The sequence below is a fragment of the Dietzia sp. WMMA184 genome, from assembly GCF_002441635.1.
Taxonomy (GTDB): Bacteria; Actinomycetota; Actinomycetes; order Mycobacteriales; family Mycobacteriaceae; genus Dietzia; species Dietzia kunjamensis.
The window spans coordinates 1,676,594-1,702,745 of record NZ_NXEI01000001.1 but is presented as its reverse complement, the minus strand read 5'-3'; the positions used below and the strand labels follow the sequence as shown (position 1 = coordinate 1,702,745).

The 26,152-nt window shown below is 69.7% G+C and carries 25 protein-coding genes and 1 pseudogene; 7 read left to right on the top strand and 19 right to left on the bottom strand.

Annotation, left to right across the window (positions count from 1 at the left end; translation table 11 throughout):
* Window positions 1-29 precede the first annotated feature (29 nt).
* On the bottom strand, window positions 30-1,415 hold the full coding sequence (locus tag CK206_RS07825; protein WP_096906073.1) for a hypothetical protein: 1,386 nt from the start codon (window positions 1,413-1,415) through the stop codon (window positions 30-32).
* A complete protein-coding gene (gene treS, locus CK206_RS07820) occupies window positions 1,412-3,208 on the bottom strand; it encodes a maltose alpha-D-glucosyltransferase (protein WP_096906072.1) in 1,797 nt (598 codons plus the stop codon). The genes CK206_RS07825 and treS overlap by 4 nt, the downstream gene beginning before the upstream one ends.
* 34 nt (window positions 3,209-3,242) lie before the next feature.
* Between treS and CK206_RS07815 the strand changes: the two genes are divergently transcribed.
* Genes CK206_RS07815 through CK206_RS07805 form a run of 3 tightly spaced genes read left to right on the top strand, consistent with a single transcriptional unit; the run spans window position 3,243 to window position 4,889 of the window.
* The gene (locus CK206_RS07815) at window positions 3,243-3,494 is read left to right on the top strand and encodes a hypothetical protein (protein ID WP_067711720.1); all 252 of its coding nucleotides are present in this window, start codon (window positions 3,243-3,245) and stop codon (window positions 3,492-3,494) included.
* Entirely contained in the window at window positions 3,491-3,835 is a 345-nt protein-coding gene (locus tag CK206_RS07810) for a hypothetical protein (protein WP_096906071.1), read from the top strand. The genes CK206_RS07815 and CK206_RS07810 overlap by 4 nt, the downstream gene beginning before the upstream one ends.
* A gap of 10 nt (window positions 3,836-3,845) precedes the next feature.
* On the top strand, window positions 3,846-4,889 hold the full coding sequence (locus tag CK206_RS07805; RefSeq protein WP_096906070.1) for an LLM class F420-dependent oxidoreductase: 1,044 nt from the start codon (window positions 3,846-3,848) through the stop codon (window positions 4,887-4,889).
* 19 nt (window positions 4,890-4,908) lie between these two features.
* Here the strand turns inward: CK206_RS07805 and CK206_RS07800 are convergent, their stop codons facing one another.
* Together CK206_RS07800 and kstD are read right to left on the bottom strand one after the other, a co-directional pair.
* Window positions 4,909-5,769, bottom strand: coding sequence for a MaoC/PaaZ C-terminal domain-containing protein (locus tag CK206_RS07800; RefSeq protein WP_096906069.1), 861 nt, complete (start codon window positions 5,767-5,769; stop codon window positions 4,909-4,911).
* 1 nt (window position 5,770) lies between these two features.
* A complete protein-coding gene (kstD, locus tag CK206_RS07795; protein ID WP_096906068.1) occupies window positions 5,771-7,501 on the bottom strand; it encodes a 3-oxosteroid 1-dehydrogenase in 1,731 nt (576 codons plus the stop codon).
* A 51-nt stretch (window positions 7,502-7,552) separates the two neighbouring features.
* Between kstD and CK206_RS07790 the strand changes: the two genes are divergently transcribed.
* Entirely contained in the window at window positions 7,553-8,338 is a 786-nt protein-coding gene (locus tag CK206_RS07790; RefSeq protein ID WP_096906067.1) for a 2-keto-4-pentenoate hydratase, read from the top strand.
* Here the strand turns inward: CK206_RS07790 and CK206_RS07785 are convergent.
* The gene (locus CK206_RS07785; RefSeq protein ID WP_096906066.1) at window positions 8,335-9,099 is read right to left on the bottom strand and encodes an IclR family transcriptional regulator; all 765 of its coding nucleotides are present in this window, start codon (window positions 9,097-9,099) and stop codon (window positions 8,335-8,337) included. The genes CK206_RS07790 and CK206_RS07785 overlap by 4 nt on opposite strands.
* A gap of 113 nt (window positions 9,100-9,212) precedes the next feature.
* Between CK206_RS07785 and CK206_RS07780 the strand changes: the two genes are divergently transcribed.
* The 3 genes from CK206_RS07780 (at window position 9,213) to dmpG (ending at window position 12,837) form a co-directional block, all read left to right on the top strand.
* A complete protein-coding gene (locus tag CK206_RS07780; RefSeq protein WP_096906065.1) occupies window positions 9,213-10,760 on the top strand; it encodes an HNH endonuclease signature motif containing protein in 1,548 nt (515 codons plus the stop codon).
* 89 nt (window positions 10,761-10,849) lie between these two features.
* Window positions 10,850-11,767, top strand: a complete 918-nt coding sequence (locus tag CK206_RS07775; protein WP_096906064.1) for an acetaldehyde dehydrogenase (acetylating) — start codon at window positions 10,850-10,852, stop codon at window positions 11,765-11,767.
* A gap of 5 nt (window positions 11,768-11,772) precedes the next feature.
* Window positions 11,773-12,837, top strand: coding sequence for a 4-hydroxy-2-oxovalerate aldolase (dmpG, locus tag CK206_RS07770; RefSeq protein WP_096906063.1), 1,065 nt, complete (start codon window positions 11,773-11,775; stop codon window positions 12,835-12,837).
* A 60-nt stretch (window positions 12,838-12,897) separates the two neighbouring features.
* On the opposite strand, the gene CK206_RS07765 is transcribed toward dmpG, so the two are convergent.
* The 14 genes and pseudogenes from CK206_RS07765 to CK206_RS07700 all read right to left on the bottom strand — a co-directional run bounded on the left by CK206_RS07765 (window position 12,898) and on the right by CK206_RS07700 (window position 26,074).
* Window positions 12,898-13,272, bottom strand: coding sequence for a zinc ribbon domain-containing protein YjdM (locus CK206_RS07765; RefSeq protein WP_096906062.1), 375 nt, complete (start codon window positions 13,270-13,272; stop codon window positions 12,898-12,900).
* A complete protein-coding gene (locus CK206_RS07760) occupies window positions 13,269-13,790 on the bottom strand; it encodes a flavodoxin domain-containing protein (protein ID WP_096906061.1) in 522 nt (173 codons plus the stop codon). Before CK206_RS07760 ends, CK206_RS07765 begins: the two co-directional genes overlap by 4 nt.
* 54 nt (window positions 13,791-13,844) lie before the next feature.
* Window positions 13,845-14,738, bottom strand: a complete 894-nt coding sequence (locus CK206_RS07755) for a 3-hydroxyacyl-CoA dehydrogenase family protein (RefSeq protein ID WP_254050517.1) — start codon at window positions 14,736-14,738, stop codon at window positions 13,845-13,847.
* Between the two features lie 5 nt (window positions 14,739-14,743).
* Window positions 14,744-15,535, bottom strand: a complete 792-nt coding sequence (locus CK206_RS07750) for an enoyl-CoA hydratase/isomerase family protein (protein WP_096906060.1) — start codon at window positions 15,533-15,535, stop codon at window positions 14,744-14,746.
* Window positions 15,532-16,206 carry a TetR/AcrR family transcriptional regulator gene (locus CK206_RS07745; RefSeq protein ID WP_096907351.1) on the bottom strand — a complete coding sequence of 225 codons (675 nt, stop codon included), beginning with the start codon at window positions 16,204-16,206 and terminating at the stop codon, window positions 15,532-15,534. Before CK206_RS07745 ends, CK206_RS07750 begins: the two co-directional genes overlap by 4 nt.
* 86 nt (window positions 16,207-16,292) lie before the next feature.
* Window positions 16,293-17,441: pseudogene (locus CK206_RS07740) on the bottom strand (acyl-CoA dehydrogenase family protein).
* Window positions 17,438-18,631: an acyl-CoA dehydrogenase family protein gene (locus CK206_RS07735; protein WP_096906059.1), complete on the bottom strand. Its 1,194-nt coding sequence runs from the start codon at window positions 18,629-18,631 to the stop codon at window positions 17,438-17,440. Before CK206_RS07735 ends, CK206_RS07740 begins: the two are co-directional and overlap by 4 nt.
* 3 nt (window positions 18,632-18,634) lie before the next feature.
* Entirely contained in the window at window positions 18,635-20,305 is a 1,671-nt protein-coding gene (locus tag CK206_RS07730) for a class I adenylate-forming enzyme family protein (RefSeq protein ID WP_096906058.1), read from the bottom strand.
* Window position 20,306: 1 nt separating this feature from the next.
* On the bottom strand, window positions 20,307-21,041 hold the full coding sequence (locus tag CK206_RS07725; protein WP_096906057.1) for an SDR family NAD(P)-dependent oxidoreductase: 735 nt from the start codon (window positions 21,039-21,041) through the stop codon (window positions 20,307-20,309).
* A 33-nt stretch (window positions 21,042-21,074) separates the two neighbouring features.
* Entirely contained in the window at window positions 21,075-21,866 is a 792-nt protein-coding gene (locus CK206_RS07720) for an enoyl-CoA hydratase-related protein (protein WP_096906056.1), read from the bottom strand.
* Window positions 21,867-21,913: 47 nt separating this feature from the next.
* A complete protein-coding gene (locus tag CK206_RS07715) occupies window positions 21,914-23,074 on the bottom strand; it encodes an acyl-CoA dehydrogenase family protein (protein WP_096906055.1) in 1,161 nt (386 codons plus the stop codon).
* 202 nt (window positions 23,075-23,276) lie between these two features.
* Window positions 23,277-24,338 (bottom strand): ferredoxin--NADP reductase, encoded by a 1,062-nt coding sequence (locus CK206_RS07710; RefSeq protein WP_096906054.1) that lies wholly within the window; start codon window positions 24,336-24,338, stop codon window positions 23,277-23,279.
* Window positions 24,339-24,455: 117 nt separating this feature from the next.
* Complete coding sequence (locus CK206_RS07705) at window positions 24,456-24,851, bottom strand: hypothetical protein (protein WP_096907350.1); 396 nt, start codon at window positions 24,849-24,851, stop codon at window positions 24,456-24,458.
* Window positions 24,851-26,074 (bottom strand): Rieske 2Fe-2S domain-containing protein, encoded by a 1,224-nt coding sequence (locus CK206_RS07700; protein ID WP_096906053.1) that lies wholly within the window; start codon window positions 26,072-26,074, stop codon window positions 24,851-24,853. The genes CK206_RS07705 and CK206_RS07700 overlap by 1 nt, the downstream gene beginning before the upstream one ends.
* Window positions 26,075-26,152: the final 78 nt, after the last annotated feature.

The window sequence follows — 26,152 nt, the reverse complement described above, 5'->3', positions numbered from 1 at the left end:
CCCGACCGGCCGGGTGGGCGACAGACGTGTCAGTCCGCGGTGAGGATGCGCCGCACCGCGCCCATCGGCACCGCGACCCAGCCGGGTCGGTTCCGCGTCTCGTAGACGACCTCGTACAGCGCCTTGTCGAGCGTGTAGGCCCGCAGCAGCGCACCGGTCTCGCGCGGGTCGGAGTCACCGACCTCGGCGTACCCCGCGCAGAAGGCGTCGACGTTGCGGTCGCGCCACTCGCGGGCCCGGAACCGCAGCTGCCGGTCCTCCACACCGACCAGGGTGTGCTGTGCCGCGTAGTCGAGACTGCGCAGGATGCCGGCCACGTCGCGGGCGGGGGCGTCGGCCACCCGTCGCTCGGCGAGGGGCGCGGCCGGCTCGCCCTCGAAGTCGATGACGATCCACCGGTCCGGGGCCCGCAGCGTCTGGCCGAGGTGCAGGTCGCCGTGGATGCGGTGCACCCGCACCGGGCCGGATCCCGCCACCTCGTCGAAGACCGCCCGGGCCGCATCGGCGAACTCCGCCAGCTCCGGCACCTCCGCCACCGCGGCATCCAGGCGGGCCCGCATCGACGCCACCAGATCGGTGCCGTCCCGGGTGCTCACCCCGGTCGCCGCCGCCAGGTCCTCGTGCACCTGCGCGACGGCCGCGCCCAGCCGGAAGCTCTCGTCGGCGAAGTCGGTGCCGACCTCCTCGGCGAGCAGGTCGGCCTCGGCGAACAGGTCGCGCACGCTCGCCGTGGCCATCGCCCACCCGTCCGCCGCCCCGGCCATGAACTCCTGGGCCATGGCGAGCGTGGTGGGCCCGGCCCCGGTGTCGCCGGCGGCGGTGTCGTCGTCGTCCAACTCCACCCATCCCCGCAGCGCCGCCACCGCCGGGCACTCCCGGTCGGCCAGCGCGGCGTGCAGCTCCACGTCGGGGTTCACGCCCGGCTGGACCAGCCGGAACACCTTGACCATGAGGTCGTCGCCGTACACCAGCGACGAGTTGGACTGCTCACCCTCCAGCAGCCGCCCCCACGTGGGCTCGGGCAGCGTGGCGCCGGGGACCAGTCGGAACCGCAGCCCGCCGACCTCGTCCTGCCCGGCCAGGTGGCGGAGCAGGGACTCGGTGCCGCGGGGGTCGCGCAGTCCGTCGTAGATCACGGGGGAGGCGCCCTCCGGGGTCAACGGGAACGCCCGTCGGTCACCCGGCAACTCGGCCGCGGTCGCGATCGGCACCTGGTAGCGCTGGGGCCGACCGTCCACCTCGAGATCCACCAGCAGGTGCTCGACCAGGACCTCGGGATCGTCCAGGAACACCTCGCGCCGGGTGATCCGCACTCCGGTGAGTTCCAGCCCCTTGCCGGCGAACCACCGCTGTTCGGGCAGCCAGTCGGTGAGCAGTCGGGCGATCGTGTCGTCGCCGATCGGGGTGATGCTCACAGTCCCTCCTCCGGGCTGCGCAGCTCGAGCCAGTAGAAGCCGTACCCGGGCAGCGTGAGCTGGTACGGGTCGGCGTCGACCTCGGGAAACGGCACCCCGCCGGTGAGCTCGACGGGCTGGTGGCCGGCGTACTCCGCCAGGTCCAGGCGCACCGCCTGCGGGAAGCGCGACAGGTTGTTGACGCACAGGATCACGTCGGCCCCGGCGCTCTCGGACCCGTGCGTGCGCAGGTAGGACAGGATCGACGGGTTGGACCCGCCGAGGTCGGTGAACTCGCCCAGCCCGAACGCCGGGTGGCTCTTGCGGACGTGGATCATGCGCCGCGTCCAGTGCAGCAGGCTGGCGGTGGAGTTCATCTGCGCCTCCACGTTGACGCCCTGGTAGCCATACAGGGGGTCCATGATCGCGGGCAGGTACAACCGGCCCGGATCACAGCGGGAGAACCCGGCATTGCGGTCGGGGCTCCACTGCATCGGAGTGCGGACGGCATCGCGGTCGCCGAGCCAGATGTTGTCGCCCATACCGATCTCGTCGCCGTAGTACAGCATCGGCGACCCCGGCAGGCTGAGCAGCAGCGCGGTGAACAGTTCGAGTTGGTTGGTGTCGCCCTCGAGCAGCGGGGCCAGGCGCCGACGGATGCCGATGTTGGCCTTCATCCGCGGGTCCTTGGCGTACTCCGCGTACATGTAGTCGCGTTCCTCGTCGGTGACCATCTCGAGGGTCAGCTCGTCGTGGTTGCGCAGGAAGATCGCCCACTGCGCCGAGGACGGGATGTCGGGGGTCTGGGCGAGGATCTCGGTGACGGGGAACCGCGACTGTCGCCGCACGGCCATGAAGATGCGCGGCATGAGCGGGAAGTGGAACGCCATGTGGCACTCGTCGCCGACCTCGGACTCGCCGAAGTAGTCCACCACGTCGTCGGGCCACTGGTTTGCCTCGGCCAGCAGCACGCGACCGGGGAACTCCTCCTCGACCACGGCCCGGCAGCGGCGCAGGAAGTCGTGCGTCTCGGGCAGGTTCTCGCAGTTGGTGCCGTCGCGTTCGAACAGGTACGGCACGGCGTCCAGCCGGAAGCCGTCGATGCCGAGGTCCAGCCAGAAGCGCAGGACGTCGATCATCGCCTCCTGGACCTCGGGGTTGTCGTAGTTGAGGTCGGGCTGGTGGGAGAAGAAGCGGTGCCAGTAGAACTGCCCGCGCACCGGGTCGTAGGTCCAGTTGGAGGACTCGGTGTCCACGAAGATGATGCGCGCCTCGGGGTAGCGCGTGTCGTGGTCCGACCACACGTAGAAGTCGCCGTACGGGCCGTCGGGGTCGGTGCGGGACTCGGTGAACCACGCGTGGGTGTCGGAGGTGTGGTTCATGACCAGGTCGGTGATCACCCGGATACCCCGGCTGTGCGCCTGCTCGAGGAGCTCCACGAAGTCCTCGACGGTGCCGAACTCCGGCAGCACGGTGCGGAAGTCGCGGATGTCGTACCCGCCGTCGCGCAGCGGCGAGTCGTAGAACGGCGGCAGCCACAGGCAGTCCACGCCGAGCCATTCGAGGTAGTCGAGCTTCTCGATGAGCCCGCGCAGGTCGCCGGTGCCGTTGCCGTCGGAATCGTAGAAGGCCCGCACCAGGACCTCGTAGAACACCGCGGACTTGTACCAGTCGTGGTTGATCTCGAGTTCGGTGGCGTGACGGTAGTCGTCCGCGCTGGGCTCGACGACGTGCCCGTCGTCGGTGAGCTCCGGATCGGCCGCACGGGGATCGGCGGGGTGTGACTCGGACTGAAGGCCGGGCTTCGGTGCCATGGGGGCGAGCCTACGGCCCCGTACGATCCGTTGCATGCGGAAAATCGACCCGGCGCGGTGGTATCGGGGCCGGCACGGTCGGCGCGCCCGTGCGCTCGCGGTGCGGCTCGACGGCGACGACGACGAGGTGGTCATCCGCCCCTGGGAGCTACGGCTACCCCGGTCGGTCGTCTACGCGGCGGCCCGGTCCAGGGGCCTGGAACCGGTGGGGGGCACGCGGGCACTCGTGCAGCGGGGCCCCTGGCTGGACCCGATGCGGTTCACCCGCGTGGCGGTGCGGCGGTGAGCCCCGGCTGGGTGCTCACGCTCGTGGCGCTGCTCCCGCTCGTCGCGTGGGGGATCGCGGCCGGCGTGGTCGCGGTGCGCCGGTGGCTGCGTCGCCGGGGGGACGAACCGACGCGCCGACTGCGACTGGCCCGGATGCTGGGGACCGCCGACCTCGTCGTCGTCCCCACCTCCGACGTCGACCTGCCCGAGCACACCGTCCTGGAGGTCGCCTCCGACGCGGGGATGCGGCTGGTGGGATACGAGCGCACCGATACGCCGCTGCGGCGCCGGGTCGGGGTCTTCGTGCGGATCGGCGGCGAGGTCGACGCGGTGATCCGCGGCGACCGGACCCCCCGGTAGCGTTGCGCGCATGCGCATCGGAATGGCTCTCAACTACAGCGGCGGATTCGCCGAGACGGCCGCGGAGGCCGCCGACCTCGAGCGGGCGGGACTGGACATCGCGTTCGTCCCCGAGGCCTACTCGTTCGACGCGGTCAGCCAGCTCGGCTACCTCGCGGCCAAGACATCCACCATGGAGCTGGCCTCGGGCATCCTGCAGATCTACACCCGCACGCCCACGCTCACCGCGATGACCGCGGCGGGCCTGGACTACGTCTCCGACGGTCGCTTCACCCTCGGTCTGGGCGCCTCCGGACCGCAGGTCGTCGAGGGTTTCCACGGCGTGAAGTACGACGCGCCGCTGGCCCGCACGCGCGAGATCATCGAGATCTGCCGGAAGGTGTGGCGCCGCGAGAAGGTCGTCCACGACGGCAAGAAGTACCAGATCCCCCTGCCCGCCGATCAGGGCACCGGCCTGGGCAAGCCGCTCAAGCTCATCAACCACCCGGTGCGCGAGGACATCCCGATCATCCTCGCCGCCCTGGGCCCCAAGAACGTCGAGCTCGCGGCCGAGGTCGCGAACGGCTGGCAGCCGCTGTTCTTCCACCCGGAGAAGGCGGACGTGGCGTGGGGCGACGCGCTGGCCAGGGGCCGGGAGAAGCGCGATCCGTCACTGGGCGAGCTCGAGGTCTACGCGGGGCCCGCGCTGGCGATCTGCGAGGAGGACGAGGTCCCCGGCTACCTGGACTTCGTGCGCCCGCACCTGGCCCTCTACATCGGCGGCATGGGTGCGCGCGGCAAGAACTTCTACAACGAGCTCGCCTGCCGCTACGGCTACGAGGCCGAGGCCGCCCGTATCCAGGACCTCTACCTGGACGGCAAGAAAGACGAGGCCGCCGCGGCCGTGCCCGACGAACTGGTCCGTTCGGTCTCTCTCATCGGCCCGGCGGGGTACGTGGCCGAGCGCGTCGAGGCGTTCCGCGAGGCCGGCGCCACCACACTCACCGTCACCCCGATGGCGCTCAACGCCCCGGGTCGCCTCCGGCTGGTGGAGCAGTTCCGCGAGCTCTGCTGAGCCGCTCCACCAGCGCCGGTCAGGCGAGGTCGACCACCACGTTCTTCAGCACGGGGGCGTCGTCGCGCTCGGCGACGGTCGCCGCCACGAGCAGTCGCGAGCCCTCCTCCCACACCCGGATGCGCATGGTCTCGCCGGGGAAGAAGATTCCGCCGAAGGTGACTCCGTAGCCGCCGACGCGCGCCACGTCGCCGCCGAGCACCTGATCCACGACCGCCCGCAGGACCAGGCCGTACGAGCACAGGCCGTGGAGGATCGGGCGGGGGAACCCGGCCGCCTCGGCGAACGCGGGATCGGAGTGCAGCGGGTTGCGGTCGCCGCAGAGGCGGTAGAACAGCGCCTGCTGGGGGAGCGTGGCCACCTCGATCGTGTGGTCGGCCTCCCGCTCGGGGTACTCGACCTTCTCGGAGGTCCCGCGATCGCCGCCGAAGCCACCCTCGCCCCGGGCGAAGATGCCCGAGCGCGAGGTCCACAGCTTCTCACCGTCGGCGGAGACCGTCTCGGACTCCTGGATGATCACCGCGGCCGAGCCCTTGTCCTGGATCTCGGCGATCGTCGTCGTCGTCGTCGCCGTTCCGGCCGCCGGGATGGGCCGGTGCAGTCTCACCGACTGGCTGCCGTGGACGACCTTGGCCAGGTCGATCTCCACGCCCGGGAAGGACACGCGGGGGGCCTCGGTGACGTTCATCGTCGCGGCGACGGTGGCGAACGACGGCAGCACCTTGGGAGCGGTGTCGTGGACGTACTCGAGCCCGGTGGTGTCCATCGGGTCGGCGGCCGCGCCCACGGACAGGGCGTAGAGCGCCACGTCGGAGGCGGTCCAGGAGAACTCCTGCGAGGGCAGCTCGGCCCCGAGGGCCTTGTCGAGGTCGATCGGCACGTCAGACTCCTGTCTTGGCGGTGGTGGGGGCGGAGGCCAGCATGTTCTCCACGGCGAGGTAGCCGAAGACCATCGCGGGGCCGATGGTGGCGCCCGGGCCGGCGTAGGTGTGGCCCATGACCGGCGAGGAGGCGTTGCCCGCGGCGTAGAGTCCCTCGATCACGGAGCCGTCCTCGCGCAGGACCCGGCCGTGGACGTCGGTGTTCGCACCGCCCTTGGTGCCGAGGTCGCCCGGGACCATCTTGGCGGCGTAGAACGGCGCCTTGCGGACCGGGCCGAGGCTCGGGTTGGGCTTGTTGGTCGGGTCGCCGTAGTAGTGGTCGTACCCCGACTCGCCGCGGCTGAAGTCCTCGTCGACGCCCTTGGCGGCGAAGCCGTTGAACTTCTCGGCGGTCCGCTCGAGCGCCTCCGCCGGCACGCCGATGAGGCCGGCGAGCTCGGCGAGGGTGTCCGCCTTGTGGAAGTTCTCCGTCTCGAGCCACTTCCGGGGCAGCGGCTGCTTGGCCTGGAGGCCGGCGAAGAGGTACCGGTTCTTGTACTCCTGGTCGAAGATGATCCAGGCCGGGACGTTCTCGCCGGGGGTTCCCTCCTGCCCGGCGGGCGCCTGCCCGAACTCGCCTCCGTACATCTTGTGGCCGGCCTCGACGTAGGGCAGCGACTCGTTCATGAACCGCTCACCACGGGAGTTGACCATGAACGAGCACGGCAGCGAGCGCTCGGCCAGCGCGAACCAGGGGCCGCGCGGCAGCAGGATCGTCGGACCCCACCAAGCGTCCTCCATGAAGGACAGTGAGGCGCCGGTCTTCTCCATGTACTCGATGCCCTCACCGGTGTTGGCCGCGGCCCCGACCGTCCACGAGGTGGGGATGGGCTGACGCTGGTACTTGTCGCGCATCTCCTGGTTGTGCTCGAAGCCACCGGACCCGATCACCACGCCGAGTCGCGCACGGAGGGTCACCTCCTCGCCGCCGCGGGTGACGGTGATGCCCACGACGCGCTCCTGGGTGCCCGAACCCTCGGTGACCAGGCCGGTCATGGGGGTCTCGAGCCACACCGGAACGCCGGCGTCGAGCAGGCCCTTGCGCATCGCGGCGATGAGCGCGCGACCCATCCCCACCGAGTTCTGCCCGCGCGCCTTGGCGAGGAACATCCGGAGGGCGACCCGGATCGAACGCCTGATGCCCTTGGTGTGCGGACGCTGGAGGAGGTTGAGCCAGCGGTAGTCGGACTGCATCACCACCATGTTGACCGGCGCCTTGGCGTAGCCCGGCTCCAGCTTGTCGGCCTCGGACCCGAGCTGGCGGAGGTCGAACGGCTTGGGCTCGACGGACCGGCCGCCGAGACGCCCACCGGGAGCCTCGGGGTAGTAGTCGGAGTAGTCCTTGACCCACTCCAACCGCAGGGGGCTGTTGGCGAGGACGAAGTCCAGGACCTCGGGACCGCGGTCGACGTAGGTGTCGATCTTCTCGGGCTCCACCGCGTCGCCGATGATCGAGCGGAGGTACGTGCGGGCCGCCTCCGGGGTGTCCAGGACGCCGTCGCGTCGGAGCACGGAGTTGTTGGGGATCCACACGCCGCCGCCGGAGCGCGCGGTGGAGCCTCCGTAGTGCGGGGCCTTCTCTACGAGGACCACGCTGAGGCCCTTCTTTGCTGCAGCGAGGGCGGCCGTCATGCCTGCTCCACCGCTGCCGACGACGACGACGTCGAATTCCTGATCTGCCATGTAGAACACGTTATAGAACTGAGCGCCGTGGCGCCAGACGGCCCAGGTAGCATCCCCCTCATGCTCAACGAGGAGACCCGCGCCACACTTGCCCAGCGACTCTGGGACGCCGAGTCGGACGTCGCGCCGATCGCGCCGCTGACCGACGACCATCCTGACATGACCCCGGACGACGCCTTCGAGATCCAGCTGGTCAACATCCGCCGCAGGCTCGATGCCGGCGCGGTGGTGACCGGCCACAAGGTGGGCCTGGCGTCCAAGGCGATGCAGGAGATGATGGGCGTCGACGAGCCCGACTACGGGCATCTGCTCGACACGATGGAATACCCCGAGGGCACCGCGATCGAGGCGGCCCGGTTCTGCTTCCCGCGGGTCGAGGTGGAGGTCGGCTTCATCCTGGGCGCCGACATCCCGCCGGAGGGATGTTCCCAGGAGGAGGCCGCCGCGGCGATCGAGTGGGTCGTCCCCTCGATCGAGTTGATCGACTCCCGCATCCGGGACTGGAAGATCACGCTGCCCGACACGATCGCGGACAACGCCTCGTCGTGTGGCTACGTGGTGGGCGAGCAGCGGGTCCGGCTCGCGGACATCGACGTCGCGGCGATCGACGCGACCCTCTACAAGAACGGCGAGTTCCTCGCGTCCGGGCGTTCCGACGCGGTGCTCGGTAACCCGCTCAATTCGGTCGGGTGGCTCGCGTCGACGGTCGCCAAGTTCGGTGTCCGTCTGCGCAAGGGCGACGTGATCCTTCCGGGCACCGCGATCCGCGCGATGGACGCCGCCCCGGGCGACAGCTTCCGCGCCGAGTTCGCCGGGCTGGGCGACGTCACCATGGACTTCCGCTAACCGTCCGCGGCCAGCGCGCGACCGGCCGCCGCGGCGACGCGGGTGACCAGCGGCTCGAGCCGGGCCAGCGCGCTCTCGTCCGCCGCGCTGGCGGACAACGCGGCGACGGCCCGCGTCCCGCCTGCGCGCTCCTCGTCGTCGTCGTCGAACACCGGCGCCGCCACGCAGTACAGGCCGGGCGTGAGCTCGGCGCGGTCGATCGCGCGTCTCCTCCGTCGTATCTCGGCGAGCTCCACCGCCAGGGCGTCGGGGGAGGTCACAGTGGTGTCCGTCCACTCGACCAACGGCTCCTGCGCCACGCGCTCGGCCGCTGCCTCGTCGAACGCCAGCATCGCCTTTCCCACCCCTGTGCAGTACGCCGGCAGGCCGCCGCCGATCCGCGACGGCGACGGGATCGGCCGCGGCCCGTGCAACTTGTTGAGGTAGACCACCTCGTCGCCGTGCAGGGTGGCCAGGTGAACGGTCGCGCGCGTGGCCTCGAAGAGGTGCGCGAGAAACGGTGTGAGCACCCGGCGGATCCGCTCGTACGCCGGCGAGACCGGGATCGGGTCCAGCTCGTGCACCAACGGCCCCAGCCGGTAGCGCTGCCCGATCCTCGTCACCGCGTCGTTGCGCTCGAGCGCGGCCAGGAGGCGCAGCGTCGTGGACTTGGCCAGCCCGGTCTCGCGCGCGATCTCACTGAGCGTCATCCCTGTCCCGCCCGCCGTCACGCGTAGCACCTCGAAGGCGCGGTCGACGGGAGAAGAGGGGGGCTCGGTCATGCGGTGAGTGTAGCGCGCGGGTCGGACACCGGAGGCCGGGCGGATCGAACGCTTGCGCTAACACCTGCAGTGCCGTACTGTCGAACACAAGTTCTAAATCGAGCGCGAGGGGGGTGGGGGAATTGTCGACGACGAAGTCACTGTTCGCGGTTCCGGAATCCCTGGGCGGGCTCGACTCGACGGAGGTGAGCGAGGCGGCACGGGCCGCGACCCTGGCGCAGAACCGGGCAGGTGCGACCCGGCTGGAGGCGGCAGCGGCCCTGGTCGAGCAGATGTCCCGGGCGGATGAGGTCGGCACGGGCGTCGACCGCACCGAAGGGGTCGCCGGGAGCGGTGCTCGTGCACGTTCGGCATACGCACGGTTGGACCCGCAATCCAGGGCTCGTGACCATCTCGTGGCGGCCTGTCAGCTCACGTGCTGGCACGCCGCGCGTCTGGTCACCGCCGGGGTCCAGATCCATTCGCGGCTCGCGCGACTGCGGGCCTCGGTGGAGCGCGGGGTCGTTCCCGAACAGCTCGCCATCGACATCGCCTGCAAGCTGGCCGAGGTGCCCGACTCGATCGTCTCGGACGTGGAGGACGAGGTCGTGGCGGGCATCGTCGACGACCTGGACGGCGGTGACCGGCCGACTCGCAATTCGGTGGACGGCCGGATCGATGAGGCCGTCGGCCGGCTCGACCCGGAGGGCGCCGAGGATGCCCGGGCCCGGGCGGCGCTCACGCGTACGGTCCGGTTCCGGTCGGGCCGGAACGGGATGGCCTCGATGTGGGCGAAGCTGCCTCTGGCCGATGCGGAGTTGCTGCGGGGACGTATCGAGACCGACGCCCGCGCTGCCTCCGGAGACGGGGTGCCCGGCACGCTGGATCAGCTGCGTGCCGACGCTCTCGCCTCCCTCGCCGTGTACGCCCCGGCGCCCGCCCCGGCCCCGGCGCCCGCCGACGCCGGCGGGACGGACTCCGGCCCGGGGGACGACGGATCGATCGAGCTGGGTGAGGTCACCGTGGGTGCGGACATGCCCAGGCCGTCGCTCGGTAACGCCGCCGCAGCCGGCCGGCCGATCCGGGTGAGCGTGATCGCCGCGGCCGCGCAGGGGCTGCCCAACCGCGTGGAATTCGTGCACGGCGCATACAGCAGTTACTCCTGGTTGTGCCAGCAGTTGCTGGAGGGCGCCGACGCACGCGTGCGGTTCGAACTCGTCGACCCCGCCCCCGGCGTGCTCGACTCCCCGGAACACGCCCTGCGCTACCTGATCACCCCCGCGATGGCGGAGCGCATCCGCATGCGCGACGGCACCTGCCGACATCCGGGGTGTTCGGTTCCCGCGGAGGACTGTGACGTGGACCATGTGATCGCGTTCAACACGAAGGATCCCGAACTCGGCGGGCCGACCACCGAGTGGAACCTCGTCTGCCTGTGTCGGAAACACCACCGGGAGAAGACGTTCGGGACCAACGCCTACAGGCCCGGCCCACTCGGCGAACTGATCATCCTCACCGACACCGGACACCAACACCGCACCAGACCCAAGGGCCCCTTGGCCCGTGCGCGCGACGCCATACGGGAACGCGAGTGGAACGCCTTCGCCGACCGGCTCATCAGCGCAGACGGTCACCTCACGAACCCTCCGGGCGCGGCCCGGGCGCGCGCACGGCCGGCCTGAGTGCCGGCGTGCACCGCCCTGGAGTGCCGCGATTTCACTGAGTGGCACAACCTGTTGTCCCGCGAGCCCGCCCGCGCGACACTTCCGTCATGACAGACAAGACCAAGCTCACCGCCGCGATCGTGGGGTCCGGCAACATCGGAGCCGACCTCATGTACAAGCTCGAGCGCAGCGAGTACATCGAGCCCAAATGGATGATCGGCATCGACGCCGAGTCCGAGGGCATGAAGCGCGCCGCCGACCACGGCCTCACCTGCATGGCGGGCGGCGCCGACGAACTGCTCACCTCCATCGAGGCCGGTGGCGAGAAGCCCGACCTGCTGTTCGAGGCCACCAGCGCGTACGTGCACAAGGCCTACGCGCCCAAGTACGAAGAGGCCGGCATCATCGCCATCGACCTCACCCCGGCCGCGGTCGGCCCGATGGTCATCCCGCCGGCGAACCTCCACGAGCACGTCGACGCCCCCAACCACAACATGGTCACCTGCGGCGGCCAGGCCACCATCCCGATGGTCCACGCCGTGTCCTCGGTTGTGCCCGTGGAATACGCCGAGATCGTCGCCTCCGTCTCCTCCGAGTCGGCCGGCCCGGGCACCCGCGCCAACATCGACGAGTTCACCGAGACCACCAAGCTGGCGATCGAGAAAGTGGGCGGCGCCAAGCGCGGCAAGGCCATCATCATCCTCAACCCGGCCGAGCCGCCGATGATCATGCGCGACACGATCTTCTGCGCCATCCCCGAGGATGCGGACCACGACCTCATCACCACCGCCATCCGCACGCGGGAGAAGGAGATCCAGGAGTACGTGCCGGGTTACCGCCTACTCCAGGAGCCGCAGTTCGACCCTCCCACCGAGATCACCGGCGGCATGGCCCGCGTCGCGATCTTCGTCGAGGTCGAGGGCGCCGGAGACTTCCTGCCGCCGTACGCCGGCAACCTCGACATCATGACCGCCGCCGCCACCAAGGTCGGCGAGGACATCGCCAAGACCAAGCTCGGAGTGTGACAGACATGGACATGACCAACCCGCACAACGCCCAGGCCCGCGCGTACAGCTCCGAGCTCGACATCCGGGTCACCGACTCCTCGCTCCGCGACGGTTCGCACCACAAGCGGCACCAGTTCTCCGTCGAGGACGTCCGCAACGTCGTCGCCGCGCTCGACGGCGCCGGCGTCCCGGTCATCGAGGTCACCCACGGCGACGGCCTCGGCGGCGCCTCCTTCAACTACGGCTTCGCCAAGTCGTACGACCAGGACCTCATCAAGGTCGCGGCCGAGACCGCAAAGCAGGCCAAGATCGCATTCCTCACGCTGCCCGGCCTGGGTATCAAGGACGACATCCTCCAGGCCCGGGACAACGGCGGGTCGATCTGCCGCGTGGCCACCCACTGCACCGAGGCCGACGTCTCGATCCAGCACTTCGGCTACGCCCGCGACCTCGGCCTGGAGACCGTCGGTTTCCTCATGATGAGCCACACCCAGCCGCCGGAGGTGCTCGCGAAGCAGGCCCGGATCATGGCCGACGCCGGCTGCCAGTGCGTCTACATCGTCGACTCGGCGGGGGCGCTCGTCATGGACCAGGTCTCCGACCGCGTCTCGGCTCTCGTCGCCGAGCTCGGTGACGACGCCCAGGTCGGTTTCCACGGCCACGAGAACCTCGACATCGGCGTGGGCAACTCCATCATGGCCATCCGCGCGGGCGCCCAGCAGATCGACGGCTCCACCCGTCGGTTCGGCGCCGGCGCGGGCAACACGCCCGTCGAGGCACTGGTCGGCGTGTGCGACAAGCTCGGCATCACCACCGGCGTCGACTTCTTCAAGATCGCCGACGCCGCGGAGGACGTGGTGCGCCCGCTCATGCCGAGCGAGTGCGTCGTCGACCGCCAGGCCATGATGCTCGGCTACGCCGGCTGCTACTCGTCCTTCATGAAGCACGCCGAGGGCCACGCGCAGCGGTACGACGTGCCGGCCTCGGAGATCCTCCTCCGCGCCGGTGAGCGTCGACTCGTGGGCGGCCAGGAGGACCAGCTCATCGACATCGCGCTGGAGATCCAGAAGGAGCGTGCGAACGCCTGATCCCCACTCTGCCCACCGCAGCCGCGCACCCGTCCCGACAGGTGCGCGGCTGCGGCGGTGTCAGGCCCTCTTCACCACGCTCGACTTGAGGTGCATGGGGCCGAAGCCGTCGATGCGGCAGTCGATGTCGTGATCGCCCGGCCCGTCGACCAGCCGGATGTTGCGGACCTTCGTGCCGACCTTGATCGGCCCCGAGCCGCCCTTGACCTTGAGGTCCTTGACCACCACCACCGTGTCGCCGTCGGTGAGCACGTTACCCACGGCGTCGCGGATCTCGCGTACCGCCGGGTCGGACTCGGCGGAACCGTCGCCGCTCGTGCCGCCGCCGTCCGCGGGCCATTCGTGCGCGCACTCCGGGCAGACCAGGAGCGGCGGTATCTCGTAGGTGTACTCCGAGGCGCACTCGGGGCAGGGCGGGGGCGTCGTGGCTGTCACGGGTCGACCCTAGCCCCGCCGAGTGCCCAGGTCACGACCGGCTCGAGGGTCGCCTCGTCGACCAATCGGAGACGGCGTGAGTGCAGCAGCAGCTGCGCGGCGGGAGCCTCGGGTGTCCTGCGGAGTTCGCGGCGCAGGGCGGCCATGAGGACGCGGTCGGGCCAGGTGAGCCGCGCCGGGTCGAGGTCCCCGCGGAGCTGGAAGGTGGTGACGGCGCGGCGGGTCGAGGCGACGAGCTTGGCGGCCAGGTCTCCGCGCCCGGGGTCGTCGGCGGGGGAGAGTCCGACGACGACGAGGGCCGCGCGTCCGGGAGCGGAGCGCATCGCCCGGATGATCCGACGCCGCCCGAGGATGCGTGTCGCGTAGAGAGGGGCGAGCACGATCAACGGGTCGGCGTCGTGGGCGGTGGTCAGCGTCGGCAGTTCGACGGCGGGCGTGCTGAGCTGCTCCGCGAGGGCGACGGCGTACCGGCGCGTGGAACCGTACTTCGAGGTGAAGGCGACGACCGGGGAGTTCACGCTCCCCAGTCTGTCACCCGCGCACCATCGGTACGAGACCTCGCCGCGGTCGCCTCACAGGGGGTTGACCGCCACCTTCTCGCCGGAATCCGAGTAGACGTACCACCCTCGTCCCGTCTTGCGGCCGAGGTCGCCCCGGTCCACCAGACGGGTCACCGAGTCCGCGGGCGCGTCCGCGGGATCCCCGGAGTCGGCGAAGCGCTGCTTCTTGACCAGGTACCCGATGTCTATCCCGGTGAGGTCCATCAGCTCGAACGGCCCCATCGGGTAACCGAGGGCGGTCCGGCAGGCGGTGTCGATCGCCTCGACGTCCGCGTACCCGCCCTCGAGCAGGTGGATCGCCTCGTCGCGCACGGCGCCGAGGATGCGGTTGGCGACGAAGCCCGGGATCTCCTTCTCCAGGACCACGGCCGTCTTGCCTATCTCCTCGACGAACGCCGTCGCGGTCGCCATGGTGGCGTCGGAGGTCTGCGGTCCCCGCACCACCTCGACGCAGCGCATGACGAGAGCCGGGTTGAAGAAGTGCAGGTTGCAGAACCGCTCGGGGTGCGACACCGCCGACGCCATGGCGGAGGGGACGAACGAGGACGAGTTGGAGGCCAGGATCGCCGTCGTCGGCGCGATCGCGGACAGTTCGGCGAACAGCGCGCGCTTGACGTCGAGTTTCTCCACCGCGGCCTCGATCACCAGGTCGGCGGTCCGCGCGGCCGTGTCGCGGTCGGTCGACAGGGTGAGGCGGTCGAAGGCGGCGTCCCGCTGCTCGGCGGTGATCCGGCCCTTGGCCACGCTGGAGTCCATCCGTGTCCGGAGCATCTCGCCGGCGCGATCGAGGGCGGACTGGTCGAGGTCGGTGCACGTCACGTCGAACCCGGCGTTGGCGCAGACCATCGCGATCTGCGAGCCCATGGCCCCGGCACCCACCACGAGGACGGTACGGACAGGCGACACCCCGCTCACCGCCCCGCGAACTCGGCGGTCCGCTTGCCGAGGAAGGCGGCGGTGCCCTCGGCCTTGTCCTCGCTGCCGTAGAGGACGGCCTGCGCCAGGCGCTCGATCACCAGGCCGGTGCGCTGGTCGGCGTCCATCCCGGAGCGGATGACCAATTTGGCGAGACGGACGGCCAACGGCCCCTTGGCCGCGATCGCCGCCGCGGTCTCGTACGCGGCGGCCATCAGCTCGTCCGGCGCGGTCACCGAGGTCACCAGTCCGATCCCCAACGCCTCCTCCGCGTCGATGAAGCGCCCGGTGAGGATCATCTCGATCGCCCGGCCGGTTCCCACCAACCGGGCCAGCCTCTGGGTCCCGCCCGCACCGGGCAGCACGGCGAGGTTGGCCTCCGGCAGGCCCAGCTTCGCCCGCTCGGAGGCGATGCGGATATCGCACGCCATGGCGAGCTCACACCCGCCGCCCAACGCGAAACCGTTGATCGCGGCGATGGTCGGCTTGGGGAACGCCTCGATCGCGTCGAAGGCGCGCTGCATCGCGGAGTCCAACGCGGTGGACGGGGTGTAGTGCTGCAGCTGGGTGATGTCGGCACCTGCGATGAACGCCTTGTCGCCGGCGCCGGTGAAGACGAGGACGGAGACCTCGTCGTCGTCGCCCACCCGGTCCAGTACGGCGGTGAGGTCGGCGATGACGTCCGCGGAGAGGGCGTTACGCACCTCAGGGCGGTCGACGGTGACCACGCAGATCCCGTCCGAGATCGCGACGTCGAGGGTGGAGGTCTGGGGCAGGGTGGAGGTCATGTCAGCTCCGGGGTGAAGTAGTGCTGGTAGGGCCCGCGTCCGTCAACGGGGATGAGGGTGTTGAACGCGAACCGCAACTGCTTGTGGATGTAGGTGTCGAGGTCGTAGAGACGACCGAAGTGCCAGTGCTTGAGCGCCCAGGCGTGGGCGAGCATGACGAGGTCGTAGACCATCAGGTCCACGTCGACGGCGGCGAAGACGCCGGCGGCGATGCCGGACTCGACCGCCGCGCGCAACGGCGCGGCCGTGGCCACCTCGAGTTCCATGATCCGTGCCCGGCCCTCGGGGGGCAGGGTCCGGCTCTCCCGGTACGTGAGCGCCACCGCGTGGCGGTTGGCGTCGATGATCCGGACGTACCTGTCGAACCCGGCGGCGATCCGGTCCACGGGGTCCTCACCGGCGGCCTCCATGGCCGGGGCGAGCTGATCGGAGAACGCCTCGAGGATCCCGACGATGGCGTCGAGAAGGATCTCTTCCTTGCTGTCGAAGTACTTGTAGATCAGGCCCACGCTGACCTGCGCTTCATCGGCGAGTGCCTGCATCGACATCTGGTGGAAGCCGTTGCGCTCCATCACGGCCACGGCGGCGTCGAGCAGCTGCCGGCGGCGGGAGGAGACCCGGGCCCGACGCACCACGGCATCGACTTCGTGGTCCTTGGATGAGGCGGTCATCAGCGGTGTGGTCCTCTCGTCGAGCTCCCCGCCTGATCTGGTGGTGAGGGTCGGTTCATCACCGTAATGCACCACGGTGCGCGTCATCAGAGCTCCAGGTCCTTGGCGATGATCGTCTTCATGATCTCGCTCGTCCCGCCGTAGATGGTCTGGATCCGCGCGTCGACGAAGGCTCTGGAGACCGGGTACTCGCGCATGTACCCGTACCCGCCGTGCAGCTGCAGGCACCTGTCGGCGACGCTGACCTGCAGCTCGGTGGTCCACAGCTTGAGCCTGGCGGCACGGGCCGGCGAGAGCTGCCCCGAGACGTGCTCGGCGATGCAGTCCTCGAGGTAGGTGCGCGCGAGGTCGAGCTCGGTGGAGATCTGGGCCAGGACGAACCGGGTGTTCTGGAACTCCGAGACGGGCGAGCCGAAGGCCTTGCGATCCCGGACGTACTCGATGGTCCTGGCGAAGACCCCCTCGGCCGCGGCGACCGCGCCCACGGACAGGGAGAGGCGCTCCTGGGGCAGATTGTGGACCAGGTGGCCGAAGCCGTCGCCCTCCGAGCCGAGGAGGTTCTCCACCGGCACACGCATGTCGGTGAAGCTCAGCTCCGAGGTGTCCTGCGCGTGCAGCCCGATCTTGTCCAGGTTGCGGCCCCGCTAGAAGCCGGGGGTGTCGGCGTCCACGACGAGCAGGGACAGCCCGCCGTGTCGGTCGGGCGACGTGCGCACCGCCACGACGAACAGGTCGCCGTTCTGGCCGTTCGAGATGAAGGTCTTGGCGCCGTTGAGCACGTACGAGTCGCCGTCCCGGACGGCGGACGTCCGGATCCCGGTCAGGTCCGAACCGGTGCCGGGTTCGGTCATCGCGATCCCGAGGATCGTCTCGCCCGACACGACGCCGGGGAGCCAGCGCGCCTTCTGCTCCTGCGTGGTCAGGTCCGTCAGGTACGGCAGGACCACGTCGTTCTGCAGGGAGAAGGCGATCGCCTCGGCTGCCGCGCCGGAGCGTGCGACCTCGTCGATGAGAACGGCGTTGTACCGGTAGTCCTCGACGCCGGGTCCTCCGTGCTCCTCCGGGACGGAGAAGCCCAGCAGTCCCAGCGTGCCGGCCTCGGTGAACAGCGAGCGGTCGATCCCGTGTGCGGCCTCCCATTCCTCGTGCCGGGGTTCGATCACCGAGGTGACGAAGCCCCGGGCGACCTCGCGGACCGCGTGATGTTCGGGCTCATAGCCCGCCCGGGCGCTCATCGGAACGCATTCTGGCCGGTGAAGGCCTGTCCGAGCACCAGCTGGTGCATCTCCGGCGTGCCCTCGTAGGTGAGCACCGACTCGAGGTTCACCATGTGGCGGATCACCGGGTACTCGAGCGAGATGCCGTTGCCCCCGAGGATCGTCCGCGAGGTCCGACAGATCTCGAGGGCCTCTCGGGTGTTGTTGAGCTTGCCGAAGCTCACCTGCTCGGGCCGGAGTCCCGGCCCGTCCTTGAGACGGCCGAGGTGCAGCGAGAGCAGCTGACCCTTGTGCAGCTCGACGGCCATGTCGGCGAGCTTGGCCTGGGTGAGCTGGAATCCGGCGATCGGCCTGCCGAACTGCGTGCGCTGGACTGAGTAGTCGCGCGCGGCCTCCCAGGCCGAGCGCGCCGCACCCATGGCCCCCCAGATGATCCCGTAGCGGGCCTCGGAGAGGGACGACAGCGGGGCCTTGACGCCGACGACCTCCGGCATGACGGCGTCCGCGGGGAGTCGGACCCCGTCGAGGACCAGTTCGCCGGTGACCGATGCGCGGAGCGAGAGCTTGTGATGGATGGTGTTGCCCTGGAAGCCGGGGGTGTCGGTGGGGACGATGAAGCCCCGGATCCCCTCCTCGGTCCGGGCCCAGACCACCGCGACGTCGGCGATCGACCCGTTGGTGATCCACATCTTGCGGCCGTCGAGTATCCAGTCGTCGCCGTCGCGGCGGGCCCGCGTCTTCATCGCGGCGGGGTCGGAGCCCACGTCGGGCTCGGTGAGGCCGAAGCAGCCGATGATCTCGCCGGCGGCCATCCCGGGCAGCCAACGTTCCTTCTGTTCTTCCGTTCCGCAGTTGTAGATGGAGAACATCGCCAGCGAGCCCTGCACGGAGACCAGCGATCGGATACCCGAGTCGGCGGCCTCGAGCTCGAGGCACGCCAGGCCGTAGTGGACCGCCGAGGCCCCGGGGCAGTCGTAACCGTCCAGGTGCATGCCCAGGACGCCGAGCTCGCCGAAGCCCTTCATGAGCTCCCGGTAGCCGGGGAGGTCCCCGGCCTCGAACCAGTCGGCGACGTAGGGGGTCACGTGCTCCTGGCAGAACCGGCGGACGGTGTCGCGGACGGCGAGTTCGTCGTCGGAGAGCAGCGAGTCCAGGGACAGGGGGTCCACGGGATCGAAGGTGGGGGGTGCGGAGAGAGTGCGCGTCACTGGTCAGCTCCTCGTGGCGGTGTGGGCGGCGGGTGTGTCGGTGAACAGGCCCGCTTCGTAGTCGTGGGCGGCCTGGCGTGAGGCCTTGTAGTGGACCTTCTTCCCCGTCGCGGTGACCGGCAGCGAGTCGGTGAACCGGTAGGCGCGGGGGCGTTTGAAGTCCGAGAGCATGGGGTGGGCACGGCAGTGGGCGTCGAGTTCCTCGGCGGTGAGGTCGGCCCCGGGCGCCGGCACGATGAAGGCGACGACCATCCGGCCCCACTTGGCGTGCGGGACACCCACGACGAGTGAGTCGCTCACCCCGTCGTGGCTGTTGAGCGCTTCCTCGACCTGGACCGGATGGACGTTCTCCCCGCCGGAGACGAACATGTCGTCCTTCCGGCCGACGATCGTGACGAACTCCTCGGCATCCCAGGTGGCGAGGTCGCCGATGTGGAGCCAGCCGTTGTTAAACTTCGCGTTCTCCTTGTCCGAGGCGTTGAAGTAGGTGTTCGCGCACTTGGGGGAGCGGATGATCACCTCGCCCACGTCCTCGCCGTCGCGGTCCACGGTCTCGTGCGGCTCGGCCAGGCGGTCCTCGAACAGGCGGACCACCCGGACGTCGTCGTCGATACAGGCGCTGCCGGCCGTGCCGGCCTTGGCGGCCACGTCACCGGGCCGCAGGAAGGTGTTCCAGAACCCCTCGGTGGTGCCGTACCCGTTGAAGATCCGCGGGTTCAGCACCTGCTGGTAGCGCAGGGCGGCCTCCCGCTCGAGGGGTGACCCCATGGTGACGATCCCGCGCAGAGAGGACAGGTCGCGAGGTCGCCGCTCCTGTTCGGCGGCGAGCATGGCGAGGTTGGTCGGCGCGCCGATGAGGAACGTGACGCTCTCGCGTTCGACCAGATCCAGAGTGAGTCCGGGTTCGAACGCACGCAGGGGGATCACCCGGCCGCCCACGTAGAAGGTCGGGTTGGGGCCGCCGGAGTAGAGGCCGCCGCGGTGGAACCACGGGGTCATGTTGAGCGTGGTGTCCTCCGGCGAGAGGGGGAAGTGCATGATCACGTCGTGGGCCGAGAAGACCTCGATCATGTTGTTCATCGGCACGGCCTTGGGCATGCCCGTCGTCCCGCTGGTGTAGAGCCGGGTGGTCTCGTCCCACACCGTGACGCCGGTGTCCGGGAGATCGACCTCCTCCGCCGCCAGATCCGACCACGCGATGGTCGTGCTGCCGGCGGCCTCGACGGCGGGGGGGTCGCCCACGCCGACGATGAGCGCGGGCCGGTGGGTGGCGTGGTCGAAGACCTCAGTGACCATCTCGTTCAGCGAGGTGTCGTAGACGAACGCCTTGGGGGCGCTGAGCCCGAGGATGTACGCGGTCTCCCCGGCGGCGAGCCGGAAGTTGACGGGCGAGCCCACCGCGCCGATCGCCTGGGTCGCCAGGTACAGCTCGGCGAACTCGACGCCGTTGAACAGTTGGTACGCGACGACGTCGCCGGGGCCGACGCCCGCCGCCAGCAGTCCCGAGGCGACGCGGCGGACGCGGGTGCCCAGCTCGGCGTAGGTGAGCGTCGTGCCGTCCGGCTCGGTGAGTGCGGGCCGGTGTGCGTACCGGCGCGTGTTGCGCCAGAACGCGTTGATGTAGGTGACGTCCTTCTCGAAGAACCGGCGGTACGGTGCGGGATCGTATTCCATGTCAGCCCGCCATCGTGAGGCCACCGCTGACGCTGATGACCTGGCCGGTGATGAAGGAGGCGTCGTCGGAGGCGAAGAACAGCACGGGCGCTGCGACCTCCTCCGGGGTGGCGAGCCGGCGGAGCGGGATGGCCCGGATGAGGGCCTCCTGCAGCTTCTCGTCCTGCGCGCGGAAGAGCGGGGTGTCGGTGGGGCCGGGGCACACGCAGTTGCAGGTGATCCCGTACCGGGCCATCTCGCGGGCCAGGGACTTGGTCAGGGCGATGACGCCGCCCTTCGCCCCGGCGTAGATGGTCTCCCCGGAGCTGCCCACGCGGCCGGCGTCCGAGGCGAGGTAGATCAGCCGCCCCCCGTTGCCGGACTCGGTCATCGCGGGGAGGAAGACCGAGGCCAGGTGGACGGGTCCCATGTAGTTGATCGACACGACCTTCTCGGCGAATTCAGGGCTCGCGTTGAGGAACTTGTCGGTGCGGTCCCATCCCGCGGCGTTGACCAGGACGTCCGGGGCTCCGACCTGCGCGGTGACGTCGTCCCGGAGTGCCTCGACCTGCCCGCGGTCGGAGATGTCGCAGGCGAATGCGGTGATGCGCTCGGGGTCCGAGGCGGCGGTCGCCCGGGCGCCCTCGCCGTCGAGGTCGACGGCGAGGACCCGGTGCCCCCGGCTGGCGAAGGCGAGTGCGGTGGCGCGCCCGATGCCGGAGGCGGCACCGGTGACGAGGACGGTTCGGTGGGTCATGGTGGTCTCCCGGGTGTCAGGTCGGCTGGTGGGTCAGAGGTACTGGGCGAAGTCGGCGGGGCGCTTCTCGGCGAACGCCCGGGCGCCTTCCTGGGCCTCGTCCGTCGAGGCGAACAGGTCGAGAGCGGTCATCGCCATGTTCGAGAAGCCGGCCTGGTGGTCGGTGTCGGCGTTGAAGGACTGCTTGAGGAAGCGGATCGCGGTGGGGCTCTTCTCCGCGACCTCGGCGGCCCACTGCTTGGCCTCGGTCATGAGCTGGTCGGCGGGCACCACCTTGTTGACCAGCCCCATGTCGAGCGCTTCCTGGGCGGAGTACAGGCGGCACCAGAACCAGATCTCCCGCGCCTTCTTCTCGCCGACGATCCGGGCCAGGTAAGCCGAGCCGAAGCCGGCGTCGAAGGAGCCGACCTTCGGTCCGGACTGGCCGAACCGTGCGTTCTCGGCGGCGATCGAGACATCGCACAGGACGTGGAGGACGTGGCCCCCACCGACGGCCACGCCGTTGACCGCGGCGATGACGGGCTTGGGCAGGTCGCGGATGAGCTTGTGGAGGTAGCCGATCTCGAACATGCCGGACTCCGAGGGGCCATAGTCGCCCGTCTCCGCACGCTGCTTGACGTCGCCCCCGGTGCAGAAGGCCTTGTCGCCCGCCCCGGTGAGGATGACCGAGGAGACGCCGCTGTCCGCCATCGCGGCGCGGAAGGCCCAGGTGAGCTCCTCGACGGTCTGGGCGCGGAACGCGTTGTAGCGGTCGGGCCGGTTGATCGTGATGATCGCGGCGCGGTCCTCGACGGTGTAGGTGATGTCCGAGTAGGTCCTGCTCATGATGGTTCTCCTTGACGTGGTGTCGGGTGAGTCGTGGGGAAGCGGGGTCAGACGAACGCGCTGACGCCGGTGACGGCGCGTCCGATGAGGAGTTTCTGGATCTGGCTGGTGCCCTCGTAGAGGGTCATGACCCGGGCGTCGCGCATGTACTTGGCGACCGGGTACTCGTCGATGTAGCCGTATCCGCCGAAGATCTGGATCGCGTCGTTGGCGGCGCGGACGGCGGTCTCGGAGGCGTGGTACTTGGCCATCGAGGCCTCGACGCCGAAGGGCTCGCCGCGCTCGAGCAGGTCGGCGGCGCGCCACGTGAGGAGCCGCGCCGCGTCCACGTCCACGGCCATCCGGGCGATCATGTCCTGGATGAGCTGGTAGGAGGCGATGGGGTTCCCGAACTGCCGGCGTTCGCCGGCGTACCTGACCGACTCCTCGAGGCAGCCCTGGGCGATGCCGACGCAGCCGGCCCCCACGGAGACGCGACCCTTGTCGAGCGAGGCCATGGCCACCTCGAAGCCCTTTCCCTCCCCGGCCTCGCCGCCGAGGAGGGCGGAGGCGGGGACCCGGACGTCGGAGAAGGAGAGTTCGGCGGTGGCCTGCCCGCGGAGCCCGAGCTTGCCGTGGATCTCCGTGCGCTCGAAGCCGGGCGCATCGGTCGGCACCAGGAAGGCGGAGATCCCCCGGGCGCCCTCGGCGCCGGTCCGTGCGAACACGAGGCAGACGTCGGCCCAGGTGCCGTTGGTGATGAACACCTTCGACCCGTTGATCACGTAGTCGCCCCCGTCGCGGACCGCCCGGGTCCGGAGGGTGCCGGGGTCGGAGCCGTTGCCCGGCTCGGTGAGCCCGAAGCAGCCGAGGACCTCGCCCGAGGCGATCCGGGGCAGCCATTCGTGCTTCTGCTCCTCGGTTCCGTGGCTCAGGATCGACTTGCCGACCAGGCCCATGGAGACGGAGACGATCCCCCGGACGGCGGAGTCCGCCCGGCCGAGTTCTTCCATGCCGAGGCAGTAGGTGATGTAGTCCCCGCCGGCGCCGCCGTATTCCTCGGGGATGGTGAGCCCGAAGAACCCCAGGTCGGCGAGCTTCGGGATCAGGTCCCGGTCGACCTGCTCGGCGCGGTCCCAGGCCGCACGGTGGGGTACGACCTCGGCGTCGAGGAAGTCGCGCGCGAGCTTCTGGAAGTCGCGCTGGTCCTGGTCGAGAGAAAAGTCCATTCGTGGCCCTCCGGGAAACCTGCCACCGGTTCGGGATGCCTCCGGGACCGGTGAATGAGCGGTCACTCACTGGCAGTGAATCTACGTTCACAGCTGTGGTGTGTCAACCGTCACAGGGATTTCGGTGGGGAGGGAGGGGCGACGACGACAAGGGCCACCCGCTCCGGGAGTGGAGCGGGTGGCCCTGGTGGCGCGAGGGGGACTACTCGGAGTACGACACCTCGACGCGGTCGGTCTTCGGCAGGAGTTGGCAGCTCAGGACGTATCCCTCCTCGACCTCCTCCGGGTCGAGGATGCCGTTGTGGATCATCTCGACCTCGCCGGTCTTGACGATGCAGGCACACGCGGAGCATTCGCCCTTGCGGCAGGAGAACGGGGCCTTGATGCCCTTGGAGAGCAGGACGTCGAGCAGCGGGGTCTGGCGGGGCCAGGACACCTCGTGGACCTCGTCGTCCAGCTCGACGATCGCGGTGGCGGGGCCGGCTCCGTCCTCGGACGGGGTGTCGTCGATGACGATCTCCGCGAACGGATCGCCCTCGATGGAGGAGAACACCTCCGTGTGGATGAGGTGCATGTCGGCGCCGGAGCGTCGCAGGCCGTTCTTGACGGTCTCCATGAACGGCGCGGGGCCACAGATGTAGGAGTGGCGCTTGGCGGCGACGGGCTGGAGGAGGTTGCCGATCATCTCGGCGGTCGGGATGCCGGAGACGGACTCGAGCCAGTGGACCACGGTGAGGCGGTCGGGGTTGGTGCGCTGCAGCTCCTGCAGCTCGTCCTTGAAGATGACCGATTTCTCGTCACGGTTGGCGTACACCATGACGATGTGGCCGGTGCCCTGCGCGAGCGCGGACTTGAGAATCGACATCACCGGGGTGACGCCCGACCCGGCGGCCAGGAGGATGAAGTCCTGGTCGAGGTTCTTCGGCGTGAAGATGCCCGACGGCGCGAGGACGTGCATGGCCAGGCCGGCCTCGGCGTTGTCGCACAGCCAGTTGGAGCCGTAGCCGTCGATCGTGCGCTTGACGGTCACCTTGAGCTGGGAGTCCTCGGTGGGGGAGCTCGACAGCGAGTAGCAGCGGGCGACCGAGCCGGTCTGGTCGCTGGGGATGCGCAGGGTGAGGAACTGCCCCGGTGTGTACCTGAAGTCGTCCTCGCAGCCGGCGGGGATGTCGAAGACGATCGACTTGGCGTCGGCGGTCTCCTCGATCACGTCGGCGATCGTGAGTTCGCGGACGAAGGAGCCGAGCTGTGGGGTGTCGGTCATGTGTGCGGAGCCTATCGCTTTGATACGCGGGGACGGGGGTCGCGGGGCACTATCCCAGACGGCGGCGACTCCCCCCGAGTTTTTCTCGCTCAGTGGAAGTCGCCGGCCGTCGGGTGGTTACTCGGGTACGTACAGCGGGTTCACCATGTGTTCGTCGTCGGCCGGGTCGACGGTCTCGGCGAGGGTGATCAGGCCCTCGGCGTAGGCGTAGCGGATGCTCGCGAGCATCCGGGGACACGTGTCCTCGCCCTCGGGTCGCTCGCCGCCCGCCCGCCAGTCGGTCAGGACGGGGCACGCGCGATCGCTCCCGTCGGCCCACTGGATCGACGTGTGCTTCTCGCTGTTCTTCCGCACCTTCACGCAGGTGCCGCAGGCGCGGCACTCCACGGGCTGGAAGCCCGCCCGGGTGTACGTCTCGCGGTCGAGGTCGGTGTACGAGTGGAGCTTCGCGGCACGCTCCGGGTCGGTCTCGTCCCACGTGGGAGCGCGCCGCGAATCGAACTGCTTGAACATCACTTGCCGGACCGCGACGCCTTGGCCTCGCCGGCGACCTCGGCCATGCCCGTGTACTGGGTCTGCTCGTCGGAGATCTCGGCCTCGCCAGCCTCCTGCTTGGCCATGTTCTCGGCGACCTCCTTCTCCCAGTACTGGTTGGCGGCGGTGGTGTCGACCTCGAACTCGAAGCGGTCCGTCATCTCCGGCGTGACCTTGTCGCGGTCCACGTAGAACTGCTCGTACCAGCGGCGCAGCTGGTAGACGGGGCCGTCCTCCTCGCACAGGAGCGGGTTGGCGATCTGCGACTTGCGCTGCCAGATCCGGACGTCCTGCAGGAAGCCCTCGCCGAAGAAGGTTGCGATCTTGGCGGCCATCTTCTCGGAGGTGGCGTCGTCGAAGCCCTGGGGCTTCTTCACTGACAGGCCGTACATCAGCACGAACGAGTTCTGGTCGATCGGGTAGTGGCAGTTGATGAGGATGGCCTCGGTCTCGAAGCCGCCGTACATCTGCTTGAGCGGGTTGATCATGTACGACGGGCCGAAGTAGGAGGCCTCCGACTCGAGCAGGGTGTCGCCGTACTTGCCGCCGGAGGGGTCGTGGTCCGGGCGGCCCTTGGTGTTGAGGTACTGCGTGGCCTTCTGGCCCTCGAAGACGTTCTTGAAGTACGTCGGGAAGGCGTAGTGGATGTAGTAGAAGTGCGCCATGTCGACCACGTTGTCGACGATCTCCATGCAGTTGGAGCCCTCGATCACGAGGCGGTTCCACTGCCAGTCGGTCCACTCGCCGGTCTCGTACTCGGGGATCGCGGGGATGGCGTCCTCGGGCTGCGGCGGGTTGCCCTCGTGGTCGTGCCACACGAAGACCTGGCCGGACTGGACGTTGGTGATCCACGAGCGGGTCTTGGCGCGGAGGGGCACGCGCTTGGCGTACGGGATGCCCTTGCACTTGCCGTCGCCGCCCCAGCGCCAGTCGTGGAACGGGCACGCGATGTTGCCGTCCTTGATGGAGCCGTCGGACAGGTCGCCGCCCAGGTGGCGGCAGTAGGCGTCGAGGACGTTGATCTCACCCTCGTCGTTCGCCCACACCACGAGCTTGGTGCCGAAGGCCTGGATGGAGTGGGGCTTGCCGTCGGTGAACTCCTTGACGGTGCCGATGCAGTGCCATCCGCGCGCGTATCGATCCCGGACCTCGCCGGTGTCGATCTCGCGGACGGCTCCGGGGGCTGAGCCGGGTGCGGTCATGATTCCTCCTGAGGGGCGTGAGCCGGATGAGAACAGGTTATAGAATGGGCGGGCAGGCCACAACCAGGGTGCGTAAGT

What these genes read in the sequence shown, in the direction of transcription:
- treS (WP_096906072.1), bottom strand. Translation starts at nt 3,208, where the DNA reads ATGGCACCGAAGCCCGGCCTTCAGTCCGAGTCACACCCCGCCGATCCC.
- CK206_RS07815 (WP_067711720.1), top strand. Translation starts at nt 3,243, where the DNA reads ATGCGGAAAATCGACCCGGCGCGGTGGTATCGGGGCCGGCACGGTCGG.
- CK206_RS07805 (WP_096906070.1), top strand. Translation starts at nt 3,846, where the DNA reads ATGCGCATCGGAATGGCTCTCAACTACAGCGGCGGATTCGCCGAGACG.
- CK206_RS07790 (WP_096906067.1), top strand. Translation starts at nt 7,553, where the DNA reads ATGCTCAACGAGGAGACCCGCGCCACACTTGCCCAGCGACTCTGGGAC.
- CK206_RS07785 (WP_096906066.1), bottom strand. Translation starts at nt 9,099, where the DNA reads ATGACCGAGCCCCCCTCTTCTCCCGTCGACCGCGCCTTCGAGGTGCTA.
- CK206_RS07775 (WP_096906064.1), top strand. Translation starts at nt 10,850, where the DNA reads ATGACAGACAAGACCAAGCTCACCGCCGCGATCGTGGGGTCCGGCAAC.
- dmpG (WP_096906063.1), top strand. Translation starts at nt 11,773, where the DNA reads ATGGACATGACCAACCCGCACAACGCCCAGGCCCGCGCGTACAGCTCC.
- CK206_RS07750 (WP_096906060.1), bottom strand. Translation starts at nt 15,535, where the DNA reads ATGACCTCCACCCTGCCCCAGACCTCCACCCTCGACGTCGCGATCTCG.
- CK206_RS07745 (WP_096907351.1), bottom strand. Translation starts at nt 16,206, where the DNA reads ATGACCGCCTCATCCAAGGACCACGAAGTCGATGCCGTGGTGCGTCGG.
- CK206_RS07730 (WP_096906058.1), bottom strand. Translation starts at nt 20,305, where the DNA reads ATGGAATACGATCCCGCACCGTACCGCCGGTTCTTCGAGAAGGACGTC.
- CK206_RS07725 (WP_096906057.1), bottom strand. Translation starts at nt 21,041, where the DNA reads ATGACCCACCGAACCGTCCTCGTCACCGGTGCCGCCTCCGGCATCGGG.
- CK206_RS07720 (WP_096906056.1), bottom strand. Translation starts at nt 21,866, where the DNA reads ATGAGCAGGACCTACTCGGACATCACCTACACCGTCGAGGACCGCGCC.
- CK206_RS07715 (WP_096906055.1), bottom strand. Translation starts at nt 23,074, where the DNA reads ATGGACTTTTCTCTCGACCAGGACCAGCGCGACTTCCAGAAGCTCGCG.
- CK206_RS07710 (WP_096906054.1), bottom strand. Translation starts at nt 24,338, where the DNA reads ATGACCGACACCCCACAGCTCGGCTCCTTCGTCCGCGAACTCACGATC.
- CK206_RS07705 (WP_096907350.1), bottom strand. Translation starts at nt 24,851, where the DNA reads ATGTTCAAGCAGTTCGATTCGCGGCGCGCTCCCACGTGGGACGAGACC.
- CK206_RS07700 (WP_096906053.1), bottom strand. Translation starts at nt 26,074, where the DNA reads ATGACCGCACCCGGCTCAGCCCCCGGAGCCGTCCGCGAGATCGACACC.